Genomic DNA, 14,948 nt, shown 5'->3' on the forward strand with positions numbered 1-14,948 from the left:
GTAGGGCTGCTCGTGGATTGGAGTTACGTCGCCATCGCCATCGCTTTGTTTTTTGCAATGAATATCGGCGCAAGCGGGACTGCTGCTTCGATGGGTGCAGCATACGGCAGCGGAGCGGTTAAAAGCAAGCTGCTTGCGATGATTCTCGTCGCCATCGCGGCTCTGCTTGGAGCTGTGCTTGGCGGCGGCGAGGTCGTCAAGACGATTAGCGGAGGAATTATTCCGACGAATTTGCTCAGCATCGAGGTCGTCGTGATCATCCTTGCTTCCGCCACACTGACGCTTTTCGGCGCCAACCTGCTCGGGATTCCGCTCTCGACCAGCGAAGTGACGGTGGGCTCGATTGTCGGGGTAGGGCTTGCTTATCAGTCGCTGTTTGTGGGGCACATTCTCGTCATTCTGTTCTTTTGGATCGTGGTGCCAATCGCGGCTTTTATCGGAGCCTACGTCGCCGGGAGGGTCATTTCCCGTGTGGAGCGGCGCTGGCCAGACTTGCAAAAACCAGGCTCCAAAGGAGAGCGCTGGCTGACGATCTTGCTCGTTTTGTGTGGGGTATACGAAGCGTTTTCAGCCGGAATGAACAACGTAGCGAATGCGGTTGGCCCGTTAGTGGGAGCAGGCTTGATGTCGACCGACTCCGGCGTGTGGCTCGGCGGTTTGGCCGTCGCTGCCGGGTGCCTGTTGCTGGGCGGAAAAGTGCTGGAAACGAACGGCAAGAAAATTACGTCGCTGTCGCTTTTACAAGGGAGTGCCGTATCGGCAACGGGTGGGACATTGGTGATCGTCGCGTCTTTGTTCGGGATTCCCGTGCCTCTGACGCAGGCGACTACTTGCGCGATTTTGGGTGTCGGGACGTCTGAGCGAGGTTTTGTTTTGTGGCAAAAAGGGATTATCAAGCAAATTCTCATGGTCTGGATTGTCTCGCCTGTTTCCTCGCTGGTCGTTTCCTTCGCGTTTGTCCATCTCTTTTTGCGCTCGGATTTGTACACGCTCGTCGTGCTCGTGAGCGTATTCGTAGCGACATTGGGCTTCGTAGGACTGATCCGGCTGATTCGCAGGGAAAACAGTTCCATCAACGATCAAGGAGGGGGCATATGAGCCGTTTACATTACGACACGGCAACAGCCGAGCAGCTTGCCGCGATCAACAAAACGCTGGCAAAGGGAGATACCGTCGATGTCATCAAGTGGGCCTACGAGACGTTTGGCGATGATCTGATCTATTCATGCAGCTTCGGGGCAGAAGCCATGGTGCTCATCGACATGATCAGCGATGTGAAAAAAGACGCCCGCGTCACGTTTTTGGATACCCATCTGCACTTTGCCCAGACGTATGAGCTGATTGAAAAAGTGCGCGCCCGCTATCCTGCGCTGCAATTGACGATCAAGGAGCCGCAGCTGTCGCTTGCCCAGCAGGCAGCAGAGCACGGCGACGAACTGTGGATTGCGAAGCCGGATCTGTGTTGCCACTTGCGCAAAGTGCAGCCGATGGAAAGCGTGTTGAAGGGCACTGTGGCCTGGATGTCAGGACTGCGCCGCGAACAGTCTGCGACAAGAGCAGACGTCCAGTTTGTCAATCGCGACGAGAAGTTTCAGTCGCTGAAAATTTGCCCGCTGATTCACTGGAAGGCAGAAGAGGTGTGGCAGTACATTCGTGTGTTCGAGCTGCCGTACAATGCTTTGCACGACCAAAGCTATCCGAGCATCGGCTGCGCGCCATGCACGCGTCCGGTCAGAGCGGGCGAAGACGAACGCGCTGGTCGCTGGTCGCATCTGGGCAAGACAGAGTGCGGGCTGCATCTCGCCAAGTGAGTGTGAAGATAGAGAAAACGGATATGGATGAGGAGGGCTTGAAAGTGAGTGGTAGCATTCCGCATGGCAACGTACTGGTAAACCGTTTTGATCCGACCGCGGACCTGTCCCGTGCGACAGCAGAGGTCGAACTGGATGCTTTTGCCCTGTCAGATTTGGAGCTGATCGCGATCGGAGGATACAGTCCGATTGCCGGATTTTTGGATCGGCACGACTATACATCTGTCGTGGAACGCATGAGGCTGGCCGATGGATCGGTCTGGAGCATTCCGATCACGCTTCCCGTTTCAGCAGCTGTGGCAGGAAGTCTGCAAGCAGGAGACGCGGTGCGCCTGGTCTATCAGGGCGAGGTGTACGGCCTGTTGGAAATTTCCGACATTTATTCCCCGGATAAGCGGCAGGAAGCGCGCCTCATATACGGCACGGACGACGAGAACCATCCCGGCGTGAAAAAGCTGCTGGAACGTCCTGATGTGTATCTCGGCGGGCCGATTACGTTGGTGCGGCGAGCTGATAAAGGGGCGTTTGCCGCTCACCATTTCGACCCGGTGGAAACGAGAGCGGCGTTTGCCGCCAAAGGCTGGAAAACGGTCGTCGGCTTCCAGACGCGCAACCCTGTGCATCGGGCGCATGAGTACATCCAGAAATCGGCATTGGAAACCGTCGATGGCCTGTTTCTCAATCCGCTCGTGGGCGAGACGAAATCCGATGATATTCCGGCCGAAGTGCGGATGAAAAGCTATCGGGTGCTCCTGGACAAATACTACCCGGCTGAGCGGGTCGAACTGGCCGTGTTTCCTGCCGCGATGCGCTACGCCGGGCCGCGCGAAGCCATTTTCCACGCGCTGGTGCGCAAAAACTACGGCTGCACTCATTTTATCGTAGGCAGGGACCATGCGGGTGTCGGCAACTACTACGGTACATATGACGCCCAGCATATTTTCCGCCAGTTCCAGCCTGAGGAACTGGGCATCACGCCTCTGTTTTTCGAGAACAGCTTCTACTGCAAGACATGCGGCAATATGGCATCTGCGAAGACGTGCCCGCACAGCGCTGAACACCATGTCGCCTTGTCGGGAACGAAGGTGCGGGAAATGCTGTCTCGCGGCGAAGCTCCGCCAGCGGAATTTAGCCGTCCGGAAGTGGCGCAAGTGCTGATCGAGGGGTTGCGGCCGATCTCCGTATGACCAGGCAAGCAGCTTTTTGGCAAGGAAGGGAAGAAAGGGGAACGACTATGGCGAACGACAGTGCTGCGAATATTGTGTGGCACCCGACAACGGTGACGAAAGAACAGCGGCAGCAGCGCGCTGGACATAAAAGCGCTGTTCTCTGGTTCACGGGCTTGTCCGGGGCGGGCAAGTCGACATTGGCCAACGCGGTCGAGCACGAGCTGAATCAGCGCGGCTTGGCGAGCTATGTGCTGGATGGCGACAATATCCGTCACGGCTTGAACAAGGGACTGGGATTCGGGGAAGAGGACCGAAAAGAGAACATTCGCCGCATCGGCGAGGTTGCCAAATTGTTTGTGGATGCAGGCGTGATTGTCCTGACCGCGTTTATTTCGCCGTATCGCTCGGATCGCGAGCTGGCGCGCAGTTTGGTAGCGGCAGGGGAATTTATCGAAGTCTACGTCCAATGTCCGCTGGAAGAATGCGAACGGCGAGACGTGAAAGGGCTATATCAAAAGGCGCGGCGCGGGGAGATCGGCCAGTTCACCGGAATTTCTGCGCCCTACGAGGAGCCGGATCAGCCAGAGCTTGTCGTCGCCAGCAGCGAGCAGTCGATTGAGGAGTCGGTTGCTGCGGTCCTGGCCTATCTGGAGCAGGCGGGCATCCTCGCCTACGAAAAAAAGCACGACGCGTAAATGCGCCGTGCTTTTTTTGTACAAGTGCAGCTAAGGCTGCTGTTAAGGAGTAGCCGGAGTTACTTCTTCAGCCCACTCCGCTTCCAGTTCTTTTTGCCATTTCAGATCGTCCACCAGGCTTTGTGCAAAGTGGCGCATGAAGCCTTTGTCGCTGAAGTTGTTGATCGCTTTTTCGTCTTTGTAAAGGTCTTCCGCTGTCAGGTAAGCGTCTTTTGCAGGGATTTCGAACTTGGTTGCTTTTCCGAAGTTGAACGCGTATTGATCAGCAAACAGACCGACTGTCAAAGGCTCTTTCATTTCTGGCGCCTGGAACGTTACGCTCAGGTCGCTCTTTTGGTGAACAGGCATTTTGTTTTTGTCTACGTAGAAGTCGAGGTTCCAAGCCAGCTTGTGGAAGCCTTCTTTTTTCATTTCTTCTACGATTTTTTCAGGTGTGTATGTTTTGCCTGTCTCTTCCAGCCATTGTTTTGCTTCTTTCAAGCCTTCGTTGATGGTAGCTTCGGCATTGGCACGTTTTTCTGCCTCTGTCGTTTTGCCCATTTCCGGATACATTTCTTCTGTCAGGGAATTGGTCAGCACCAGCATGTCGATTGCGAACGTTTTGACGTCTTGGCTTGCTACCGCATCGTTAGCAGTGAAGAAGAACATTTTTACCAGTTCTTTGGCATCGATCTTCACGTTTACGTGAGTCGCTTCCACTTTTTCGCCGTTTGGCAAGGTTACGGTTTCTGTGCCGAGGTTTTTCGCATCAGCCAGTTTGTAGCCGTATTTGCCTACGTATTTTTTGATGAAGTCAAGCGTCAGCTTGTTCATTTTGTCTTGGTATTCTTTGAGTTTCGCCGGGTTTGCCTTGTCGTTTCCGCTTACGCCAGTGAAAGCGCCGGAAGTGTTTGCATCCACAGCCAAGTATTTGTTGTCGAGCGGAGATTTCACGAATACTTTGTCGTCGCTTACGAGCAGCTCAACAGACGCTTTTTTGTCGCCAGTCCAGAGCTTGTTGTCGCGCAGCAGTTTGTCGTCGTTTACTTCCAGTTGAACTTTTGCGTTTTTCAAGTCAAGCTGGGAGCCTTTTACTGTTACCCCTGCTTTCAAAGCGGACAAAATGGCTTGTCCTTCTTTGTCAGGATTGGTTTCCCCAAATGCCTGAGGCAATTTGTCTACGTCTCCGGTCAATTTCACAGTGCCTTGGAAGTCGTAGTTTGGTTTATCGATGGATGCCACGATCGAATCGCGCACCAGTGAAGCCTCACCAGCACATCCAGTGAGTACCAGCATACCTGCGAGCAGTAGGGCACTTCCTTTTTTCCACATGCTGTGTTCCTCCCCTATGTATTTGTATTTTTGTTCCTCTATGTATTACGTTTTAGTAAAGAAAAGGTTTCGCAAATACGGAAAAAAATCACAATCGGTCTAATTCGGTGCCGATTTCATGGTAAGATGAAAGGGAATAGATGGTTAGCAAAGAAAGGACGTTGCAGCATGTGGTTGTGGCTTCAAAAGCTGATGAAATTTTTTCAGGGCGAAGAGGAGCAAGATGAAGTAGTGGAAGGGCGTCCGGCAGCGAGTCCTCCTCCTGCAAGCCCGGCTCCCCGCCAGCCCCAAGCGAAGACGAAAAGCATTTACCCGAAAGAGCGGGTAAGTAGCCGGAATATAGAGGATGCGCGTCCACGCAGGGATCGTCAGTTTCGTTTTCCTGTCGTGCCAGACGATTATTTGGAGAACAAGCGAAAAGAGAGAATGAAGCAGCAGGCGACAGAAGAGGCCCAGCGAGTTCAGCCGCCCGTGCGTGAACGGCGGGAGCCAAGCGTCAGGGAGTCTTCCCGCGAGTCTTTTCGTGCTGCTCGCGAAGAATACATACCGGACAAGCCTATAGAGACGGGCGCAGACAAAAAGCCGTCTGCTACCACCGAGTACAAACGCGAGACACCGAGAAGGGAGCCTGTCAAACAGCCGGACAGCGCAGGGCGCGCGCCTTCGATTGCGGAAGGAAAGAAGGCGTACCAGCCATCGGAGATTGTGTCGCCCGTGTATGGCAAAATCACCCCAGCTACCCGTGAGGCTGAGCATCGCATCCATACGACAGGCGGTATCGTGTACCCGCGTCTGGAGCAGGAGGAGCATCTCCAGCAGCTCAAGCAGTGGGAGCAGGAAATTAGCGAGCGTTATTTCCCGGATGAGACGTGGGAGCATGTGCATTCAGCGAGCGATGCGGGTTCAGCAAGCGACCCCGCAAACGATTTTGCGAGCGATTCAACCATTGATGCCGCAAGCGCGACGAAGGCGGACAGCTGGGTCAGCGAGCAAGGTGGGGAAAAAGCTGTTCCGCTTGAGCAGGCAGCAGAGGAAATCGCGGATGCACAGGACCAGGCAGCAGCAGCGGCCTTTGTGGCTTCGCAGGCGGAAGCAGCGGTTTCGGAGCCTGGACGTATTGTTGTGGAGCCGCCAGAAATGGTTGGCGGTGAACACGGAGACGGCGAGAAGACAGAAGTCGGGCAGCTAACTGAATGGACGACTGAACCAGGGCAGACAGAGCAGCTGGACGGGGCGTATGAGTCAGGTCCAGGTCCAGAAAACATGCAAGAATGGCAGCAAAGGGCAGCGAGCGGCGCGGTTCATCAGGAAGGCGAGGCGCAAGCGGTTGTGCTCTCGACCGATCATGCGACGGCAACCGAAGCAGATGGCGAGTTGGCGGATGCGGAACGTGGCGGCGCAAGCGCAGGATTGGAGCGAGAGTCAGCGTTTGCAGCGGGACAAGCCGAGACAGAGGGAGAACTTCACGAAGCCGCGGCAACTGAGGAGATCGCGGAGGGGCAGGCACAGCCTGACGTGGAGCTTGTGGTCGTGCGAGAACAAGCGGGTGCAGGTGAAGCGGTCGAAAGCGCGGAAGCAGCGGGGGCGACGTTAACAGCGCAGGGGCGTTCGGTGACCGACGAGAGCGATATGCAGGCGCAGCAAAAGCTGATCGCAGCGCTAGGCGACGCCGTGCGCACAGGAATCGAGGAGGGCTTCGCGGCTGTTCACGGACAAGGGCAAATAGTCGATAGCGCCAAGCCTGCTGTTACGGGAAGCAACAATCATTTTGATGCGGATGTCAACCGTCTTTTGGCGCGTGCGATGCCGGAGTCGGGTGGTGAAGCTTCGTCTGTGGCGAGCGTGAAGCAGCCGGAGTCGGGTGAAGCAACGTTGACCGTGACAGGAGTGAAGCCAGAGTCGAATGAAGCAACGCTGACCGTGGCGGGAGCGAAGTCGGGGTCGGATGAAGCAACGCTGACCGTGGCGGGAGCGAAGTCAGGGGCGGATGAAGCGACAATGACCGTGGCGGGAGCGAAGTCAGGGTCGGATGAAGCAACGTCGACTGTGGTAGGAGCGAAGCTGGAGTCGGATGAAGCGACTTTGACCATATTGGGAGCGAAGCCGGAAATGGGCGAAGAAAGCTTGACCGTGGCAGGAGTGAAGCCGGAATCGGACGAGCCAACTTTGACCGTAGCAGAAGCGAAGCTGGAATCGGCCGAAGCAACCTTGACCGTAGCAGAAGCGAAGCCAGAAACAGCCGAAGCATCCCCGGCTTTAGCGGCGGATGCTGCTACAGAGAACGCCCAACCAGCACCGCAAGCACCCGTGATCCAGCTGCCAAACGCTGGACAACAGACTGGCTTCCAGACATCGCCAGCCGCCGGGGTGGCAACACCGGGTCCGAGCGCGAATCCACCTGCAAGTACGGCGCAATCAAGCACACCATCCGAGCCAAGCGAAGCGGAAATCGCGGAACCTCCGTACTGCTTGCCGACGCTTGCGCTGTTGAATCCGAGCCCGCCGCCAAGCGATGACGACGATGAGCATACGCAGCTGCAAAAGCTGCTTTTGGAAGAAACGTTGTCCAACTTCAACGTGAGCGCAACAGTCGTCGGGATCGTCAAAGGCCCTTCCGTCACGCGCTTTGAGCTGCAGCCTGCTCCTGGCGTGAAGGTAAACAAAATTACCGGCTTGGTCGACGACATCAAGCTGAATCTGGCGGCCAAAGACATTCGGATCGAAGCGCCGATCCCGGGACGCAACGCGATCGGGATCGAGGTTCCGAATTTGGCGAGCCAGCCTGTACTGATCGAGAAGATCATCGGATCGGAAAAGTTCCAGCAGCATTCGTCGCCATTGGCAGTAGCCCTCGGCATGGACATCGGCGGCGAGCCGATTATTGCGGATATCAAAAAAATGCCGCACGGCCTGATCGCAGGCTCGACCGGATCAGGGAAAAGCGTCTGCATCAACTCGATCATCGTCAGCCTGCTTTACAAAGCGACGCCAGAACAAGTACGGCTTTTGCTGATCGATCCGAAAATGGTCGAGCTGGCACCGTACAACCATTTGCCGCACCTCGTCACACCTGTTGTGACCGACGCGAAGCAGGCGACAGCCTCGCTGAAATGGGCGGTCGAGGAAATGGAAAAGCGCTATGCCCTGTTTGTCGACGCAGGTGTGCGGGATATTGATCGCTACAACCAGACGACAGACGATCAGCTGCCGTATATCGTGATTGTCATTGACGAGTTGGCAGACTTGATGATGGTCTCCCCGCAGGATGTGGAGGATTGCATCATCCGGATTGCGCAAAAAGCGCGCGCCTGCGGCATTCATTTGCTGCTCGCGACCCAGCGGCCTTCGGTGGACGTCATTACGGGCAACATCAAGGCAAACGTGCCGACGCGTTTGGCGTTTGCCGTATTCTCCCAGGTGGATTCCCGCACGATCCTCGACCAGTCGGGGGCGGAACGGTTGCTGGGACGAGGCGACATGCTGTTCCTGGAGAGCGGCACCACCCCGGTGCGTTTGCAGGGCAACTTCGTCTCTGACGATGAGATCGAGCGCATTACGCAGGCGATCAAGAAGCAGCGCAAGCCGTCGTACCTGTTCAGCAAGGAAGATTTGGAGCAGCAGGTGCAATCTTTTGATGCAGGGGATGATCCGCTGTATATGGAGGCGCTGCTGTTCGTGGCAGACCAGGGTCAGGCTTCGGCATCCGGGCTGCAACGCCGCTTCCGGGTCGGCTACAACCGCGCTGCCCGCCTGATCGAGATGATGGAGGCGGACGGCTACGTCGCTGGACAGAGCGGAGGCAAGGCGCGGGCTGTTCTCATCACCCGCGAGGACGCCCAGGCTGTAGCGGACGGCTCGACTTTGCTGTAAAAAATGTTGCAAAAGCAGAGGAGCTTGCCCAAGGTGGCAGGCTCTTTTTGCTAACCGAGGCAGGTAGGCAGATGCGTGTAAACACGCTGCTGTGGCAGCTTTTTTGCAAAACAGACAGCAGAATATATAAAAAGGCACCGCGCCCAGAGAAGGACGCTCCCGTCGTGCCAAACCCGCGCAACCTCATTTCGTTAGGGAGGTGTCCGTTGGCTTCACCGAGAAGTTTCCTGCTTGCAAGATCAGGCAAAATAAGATATAACTGAATTTAGTTAGATAATCTAATTGAATTACAGAGGTGATGTCATGGCAAAAGAAAGCACAGTGGATCAACAGTTGCCCAAATTAGGGATCGCTCCTTATTTGCAACTGATGAACAACACGATGGCAAAGGGAACGGATCGCAAATCGGCTCAGATGGGATTGCTGATGTTGTGGCTCAGTGACAATGTCCTGGATGTGATCGACGAGGATTTGTCTGCGTTCGGAATTACCGAGAGCAAGCTGGATTTGTTGCTTTTGCTTCTGCTGCATGAGGAAAGAGAACTGGTCACTCCTTCGGCCATCGCAGATCGGCTGGGGATTCGCCGGGCTTCTGTAACAGCTCTGCTCGACTGGCTGGAAAAAAGAAAATGGATTGCCCGCGAGCAAAGCGCCAAAGATCGCCGCATGATTCATGTCCGTATTACCGAAGAAGGAGTGGACTTGATTGACAATGTGCTGCCGACCTTTTGGGCGACCTGCGCTTCCTTGCTTGACGACTTGGATGCGGAGGAACGCAAGCTGTTTGAGAAAATTCTGGTTAAATTGAATGGAAGTATAGAAAAAAGGTTAGGGGTGGGCAGATAATTTTTTTGTGCATATAGTTAGATAGTCTTACTATTTTAAAAAGAAATTCAGGTGATGCGATGAAATCCCGTTCCCACCGTTATCGATTGTTTTCAGAAATGCTCCGGGAGGTGTTTTTTCAAGCAAAAGGGCAATGGAAGTTTGTTTTGGTAGCCGCTCTGTCTATCCTGGCGATTTCCGTCCTTGAATTTATCATTCCGCAGTGGACGAAAGTCGTCATTGATCAGGTCATCCCCGAGCAACAAGTTGCTGCCTTGTTTGAACTGGGAGCCGCGATCGTTGGAGCTGCGCTGCTGTTGGGAGTGTTTCGGTTTGTTAGCAGCTTCGTGATGACGATTGTCAGCCAAGGAGCGATTTCACAGCTGCGGAACAAGCTGTACCGACATACCGTGAACCTGGATTTGAACTTTTTCGATCGCAACCGCACCGGCGATCTCATGTCCAGATTGACGAGTGATGTCAACCAGTTGCAGGAACTGGTTTCTGCCGACACATTATCCATTGTGGCCGATTTCTTCACGTTTATCGCCATATGCGGTTATTTGCTGTATGTCGACTGGCAACTGGCGCTCTTGCTGATGAGCACGTTTCCTTTTCTGTTCTACACGTCGCGGTTTTTCAGCGGACGAATCAAGTCGGTCTATCGAACGGTACGACAATCCTCTGCCGAATTGAGCAATCATTTGCAGGATACGTTGTCAGGGATTCGCGTGATTAAATCATTTGCGAGCGAGAACGATGAAATCGATCGATTCGCTGGACTGACCGAGATCAATCGGGCCTCAATCGTGAAAGCTTCCCGGCTGTCCGCGTCCTTCCCGCCGATTATCGAGTGGCTGAATTACATCGGAATGACACTCGTACTGCTTTTTGGTGCGTGGCAGGCGATGCACAACCACATTACTGTAGGAGACATTGTCGCCTATTTGGCTTACTTGCGTCTGCTGCAAGGACCTGTTCGTTCCTTCAGCCGAATGGTTAGTAAAATTCAACAAGCTTCGGCTGCCTATGAACGAATCCATGAAGTGCTGGTGACGGTGCCAGCAGTGCGGAACAAAGAGAGAGCGATCATTTTACCACCCATTCAAGGAGAGATTCTGTTTGACAATGTGGATTTCGCTTATGAAAAAGGCGTGCCAGTCTTGGAAAATTTTTATTTGCAAATAGAGCCTCAACAAGTTACCGCATTGGTTGGCTCGTCTGGTTCCGGGAAGTCGACCATCGCGCACTTGATTGCCCGTCTGTACGATGTGCAAAAAGGAGCGATTTTCATCGATGGGTATCCACTAACAGATGTCACGCTTGAATCGCTCCGCACGCAAATCGGGATTGTATCACAGGATGTCATCTTGCTTAACGGAACGATTCGGGACAATATTGCCTACGGAAAGCCACAGGCCACTCGCGAAGAGATCGAGGCAGCGGCGAGAGCTGCGAATGCTCTGGCGTTTATTGAAGCTTTTCCGCAAGGGTACGATACGTTGGTCGGAGAAAGGGGCGTCAAGCTGTCTGGCGGTCAAAAACAGCGGCTGTCGATCGCGAGGGCGTTGTTGAAAAATCCGCGCCTGATCATATTGGATGAAGCGACAGCGGCGTTGGATACAGAATCGGAACAACTGATCCAAAGCGCGCTCTCCACTCTGCTTCCCGGGCGAACCTGCCTGGTGATTGCCCATCGTCTCTCCACGATTCAAAGCGCCGATCACATCGTAGTTTTGGAAAAAGGCAGGATTGTCGAAGCGGGCACGCACGAAGGACTGCTGACCCTTTCCGGTCGATACAAAACGTTATACGATAAGCAGTTTCCGCAAATGATCAAAGCGAAGGAGACGCTTCTAGCTTAGTCCATTTACGCTCCAACATTTATGAAAAGAGGTGCCTTATGTCACAAGCAGCGAGTTCAGCAGTAACGAAAAGAAACTTTTCGCTCATGGCGGCGATTTTATGCTGGTCTGGCATGGTCGTCATGTCCAGTTTGTATGTAACGATCCCTTTAATCTCCTTGTTTGCCGAGCTTTATCGCATTACGCCTACGCAGGCAGCGGCTACAGGAAGTGTTTTTTCGGTCGGCTTTGCGATTGGCTGCCTGATTTATGGCGCATTATCGGATAAATACGGGCGCAAGCAAGTCATTTTGATTGGACTTGTTGCGCTTGCGGCCATCTCTTTGCTGCTTGGCATGGTCGAAAGCTTCTCCTGGATGATTGTGCTGAGAGGGTTGCAAGGCTTTGCGGCAGCCACGTTTTCGCCAGTTGCCCTTGCTTATGCGGTAGAAATGTTTCCGGCAGACAAACGGGTGACGACGATCGGATTTATCAGCACCGGGTTTTTGGTCGCAGGCATCGTCGGGCAGGTTGTCAGTAGCCTCATCAGTGAGCAGCACGGATGGAACGCCGTATTTTATCTCCTGGCAGGGGTGTATGCCTTAACAGCGGTTCTGATTCTGCGCTTCTTGCCAAAAGGAGAGATTCAACAGCCACACGCGACTATATGGGAACCTTTGAAGCAAATCGGTAAAGTATTTTCGCAAAAAAACCTTGTTCTGTGCTATGTGGTGGCATTGGTGCTGCTCATGTCTTTTGTCAGCATGTACACGGTTTTGGGCAATTACTTGAGCGGTCCCGATTTTGGCCTGAATAAAGCAGAAGTTCTTTATGTTCGCTCTGTCGGTGTTTTGGGCATGCTGATTTCTCCTTTGTCTGGAAGAGTAGCGATGCGCTTTGGGGTTCGCGCGGTTCTGCGAGGCGGATTGCTGCTGGCGATGGCAGGCTTGGCTTCGTTGGGGCTGATTGCCAGCTTGCCTTTGCTGATTGCGATGAGTGTCATTTTTGTGGCGGGCATTGCGCTCTCCGTTCCAGCGCTCGTCTCTTTCGTCGGCCAATTGGCAGGCAAGGCGCGCGGAATTGCCGTTTCGGTCTACACGTTTGTTCTATTTGCGGGAACAAGTCTCGGCCCTATTATCTCTATCCGTTTGATGGAAAGCGGCAGCTACTTGCTGACTTTTGCGTTACTGGCGTTGATCCTCGGCATAGGTCTGCTGGCTTCGTTGCTGATTCAGCGAGAGGTGCCTGCGCCTGCGGAAAATCAGGCGTTGAAACAAACATAAGGGAAAGGCCGCTTGAACAAGAAACTTTTTGTCTATTCAACATTTTCCGACGAATTTGTTGCCGAATGATTCGGGGAGATAGTATGCTATAGGATAGATTGTGGCGATAGCTGGAAGGGGAACGAGACAATGAATCCGCTTGCAAAAAAGTATCAGCAAATTGACGAGAAGATCGTGTTGTTCAACGAGGAGTATTATCTGGGTGTGGCAAAAATCGATATTTCCGCGCTGACGCTGGAAATCAGAGAAGCGCTGTTCAATCACCTCTACGATTTCGACAGCAAAGATATGGAGCTGGAAATCGATGTATCCGAGGAGGACAAAGGGAACTGGTACCTGCAACTGCTCGTCCCGCACGTCCTCACCTTGCCAGAAGCAGCCAAAAGACGGATTGAGCAAGGCACCGAACAATTGGTTCAACACCTGTCCGAAAAGACAAGCGATCTGAACCACGTGCGTCTCATCGGTGACGAAATCTATGACTATGTGAAGCGATACAATCCGGATCTGGAGCGGATTGCCTAATAAAAAACATCTCTTCTCGCCCGGGCAAGTTCACCGGGGAGGAGGGATGTTTTTTTGTGCTGGAAAGTTAGCTTTTTGCGGTTTTGGTCGCCAGCCACGTGCAGGCGGTCTTGTTTGTCGTGGTAGCGATCCACTCGCACGGCTGCCCGTTGACAGGCGTGATCAGCCGGAGCGTGTCGCCTTTGATCCCTCCGTATTTAACCGACGAGCTGGGAGGAGTGCTGACGTAGACGATTCGCTCGTTAATCGCCACGTTGGGGAGGTAGGAAGAGTTGTCAGAGTTGTAGCCGCTCGTCAGGCTGACGGGTACGGGCACGTTTTTCATGGAAAGTGTGACTTTGTCAGCCGCTTTGTGATAAAACATTTTTCCGGTGACCTGGCTGAAATCTCCGCCGTCCACGGTGAGAAAAAGCGGGTATGAACCGGAGCCGTACAGCGCAATCACATGATCGCTGCCGGAGTAGCGGTTGTTTTCCAGATACACATTGCCGCAGCGGTTCAGGTACAGGTTTTGCTTGAGGCGGGGGTCGAACGCGCAGTTGCGGACCGTCACGATTCGTTGCGCCGGGACATCCCATGGATCAAAGCTGAGCGCGTAGCCATCGATCACGGCAGCGCTATCGGCGGCCTCGAAGCAGCAGCCGTCAAACACAAGACCGACGTTGTTGTAGTCGATAGTCAGGCCGCTGCCGATTGTTTTGGCTGCGCCTTGCGAGGTTGTATGCAGAACCCAGTTGCACTGGTGGAAAGTCATGTTCCGCATGAAGTTGACCCGGTTTTTCTGCGCGGCAGCGGTATAAAAGGTAGAGGCGCTGATCGTGCCAGTCAAGCAGCTCAGGCTGAAGCTGGCAAGCGAGACGAGGTGGCTTCCCTGGACGCGAATCGGCGCTGTCGCAATCCCTTCCAGATCGAGCTGTTGGCGGCAGTGAATATTGCTCAGATTGGCGATCATCGGGAGCTTGCCGTCGTATGCTTCATTCAGCTCTACTTCAAAGCGGTCGCAGGAAACATTGACAGCGTTCAGACGCTCCAAGCCTCCGGTGACCGTGATGTCGGAGCGGGTGCGTGTCCGGTTGTCGCTCGTAAAGTCGCTGATCGACACGGAGCGGACGTAGCAGTTCGCTTCTCCGGCGAAGTAAAAATGATCGGCTACGGCATCGGTGCACCATATGTGACTCAGCAGCACGTAGTTGATATAGCTTCCAGGTCCGTCGCCGCGAATGTAGAAGTCGGCGGAGTGCTCATAGGCATATGGTTCTGGCGGAACGGGATTTTCGCGCGCATTGGAGTCGATTTTCAGATTGGACACGACAAACGAATCAGCGTCTCCGCCCACTGAGGTGATCGAAAACAGCCACCTCCAGTCCTCGGCGGTAGAATTGGCTTTTCGTTTCAAAACGGAAAAAGGACCGGCACCCTGCAGCACCAGGCTTTTGCCTTTCCCTAGTGTGACAGCCAGTCTTTTCGGTTCAATGATATAGGTTCCCGGGGGAAAATACAGCGGAATTTGCTGGTTGACCGCGGCTGCCAGCGCGGCGGATATCGCCTGCGTATCATCTGTCACCCCATCTCCTCGCGCCCCGTAGGACTTTACATCAAGCATCATGCATCAATC

General features: G+C 54.0%; 11 protein-coding genes. 9 read left to right on the forward strand and 2 right to left on the reverse strand.

The window, feature by feature from the left end; all coding sequences use genetic code 11:
- Window positions 1-12 precede the first annotated feature (12 nt).
- From EDM60_RS10500 to cysC, 4 genes are read left to right on the forward strand one after another with little or no spacing between them, the layout of a single operon-like run.
- Window positions 13-1,098: an inorganic phosphate transporter gene (locus tag EDM60_RS10500; RefSeq protein ID WP_122963936.1), complete on the forward strand. Its 1,086-nt coding sequence runs from the start codon at window positions 13-15 to the stop codon at window positions 1,096-1,098.
- A complete protein-coding gene (locus tag EDM60_RS10505; RefSeq protein ID WP_122963937.1) occupies window positions 1,095-1,811 on the forward strand; it encodes a phosphoadenylyl-sulfate reductase in 717 nt (238 codons plus the stop codon). Before EDM60_RS10500 ends, EDM60_RS10505 begins: the two co-directional genes overlap by 4 nt.
- A 44-nt stretch (window positions 1,812-1,855) precedes the next feature.
- Window positions 1,856-2,998, forward strand: a complete 1,143-nt coding sequence (gene sat, locus EDM60_RS10510) for a sulfate adenylyltransferase (RefSeq protein ID WP_122963938.1) — start codon at window positions 1,856-1,858, stop codon at window positions 2,996-2,998.
- Window positions 2,999-3,045: 47 nt separating this feature from the next.
- Window positions 3,046-3,675 carry an adenylyl-sulfate kinase gene (cysC, locus tag EDM60_RS10515; protein WP_122963939.1) on the forward strand — a complete coding sequence of 210 codons (630 nt, stop codon included), beginning with the start codon at window positions 3,046-3,048 and terminating at the stop codon, window positions 3,673-3,675.
- Window positions 3,676-3,717: 42 nt separating this feature from the next.
- Here cysC and EDM60_RS10520 read toward each other — a convergent pair whose 3' ends face one another.
- Window positions 3,718-4,986, reverse strand: a complete 1,269-nt coding sequence (locus tag EDM60_RS10520; protein WP_122963940.1) for a hypothetical protein — start codon at window positions 4,984-4,986, stop codon at window positions 3,718-3,720.
- Window positions 4,987-5,154: 168 nt separating this feature from the next.
- Here EDM60_RS10520 and EDM60_RS10525 point away from each other — a divergent pair, with 168 nt between their 5' ends.
- The 5 genes from EDM60_RS10525 (at window position 5,155) to EDM60_RS10545 (ending at window position 13,333) form a co-directional block, all read left to right on the forward strand.
- Window positions 5,155-8,856 (forward strand): DNA translocase FtsK, encoded by a 3,702-nt coding sequence (locus EDM60_RS10525; protein WP_122963941.1) that lies wholly within the window; start codon window positions 5,155-5,157, stop codon window positions 8,854-8,856.
- Between the two features lie 303 nt (window positions 8,857-9,159).
- Window positions 9,160-9,702 carry a MarR family winged helix-turn-helix transcriptional regulator gene (locus EDM60_RS10530; protein ID WP_122963942.1) on the forward strand — a complete coding sequence of 181 codons (543 nt, stop codon included), beginning with the start codon at window positions 9,160-9,162 and terminating at the stop codon, window positions 9,700-9,702.
- Between the two features lie 59 nt (window positions 9,703-9,761).
- Window positions 9,762-11,546, forward strand: a complete 1,785-nt coding sequence (locus tag EDM60_RS10535) for an ABC transporter ATP-binding protein (protein ID WP_122963943.1) — start codon at window positions 9,762-9,764, stop codon at window positions 11,544-11,546.
- Window positions 11,547-11,584: 38 nt separating this feature from the next.
- On the forward strand, window positions 11,585-12,808 hold the full coding sequence (locus EDM60_RS10540) for an MFS transporter (protein ID WP_122963944.1): 1,224 nt from the start codon (window positions 11,585-11,587) through the stop codon (window positions 12,806-12,808).
- Between the two features lie 129 nt (window positions 12,809-12,937).
- Window positions 12,938-13,333, forward strand: coding sequence for a hypothetical protein (locus EDM60_RS10545; RefSeq protein WP_122963945.1), 396 nt, complete (start codon window positions 12,938-12,940; stop codon window positions 13,331-13,333).
- A gap of 67 nt (window positions 13,334-13,400) precedes the next feature.
- Here the strand turns inward: EDM60_RS10545 and EDM60_RS10550 are convergent, their stop codons facing one another.
- Window positions 13,401-14,939, reverse strand: a complete 1,539-nt coding sequence (locus EDM60_RS10550) for a glycosyl hydrolase family 28-related protein (protein ID WP_122963946.1) — start codon at window positions 14,937-14,939, stop codon at window positions 13,401-13,403.
- Window positions 14,940-14,948: the final 9 nt, after the last annotated feature.

This window comes from Brevibacillus parabrevis, assembly GCF_003710905.1.
Classification (GTDB): Bacteria; Bacillota; Bacilli; order Brevibacillales; family Brevibacillaceae; genus Brevibacillus; species Brevibacillus parabrevis.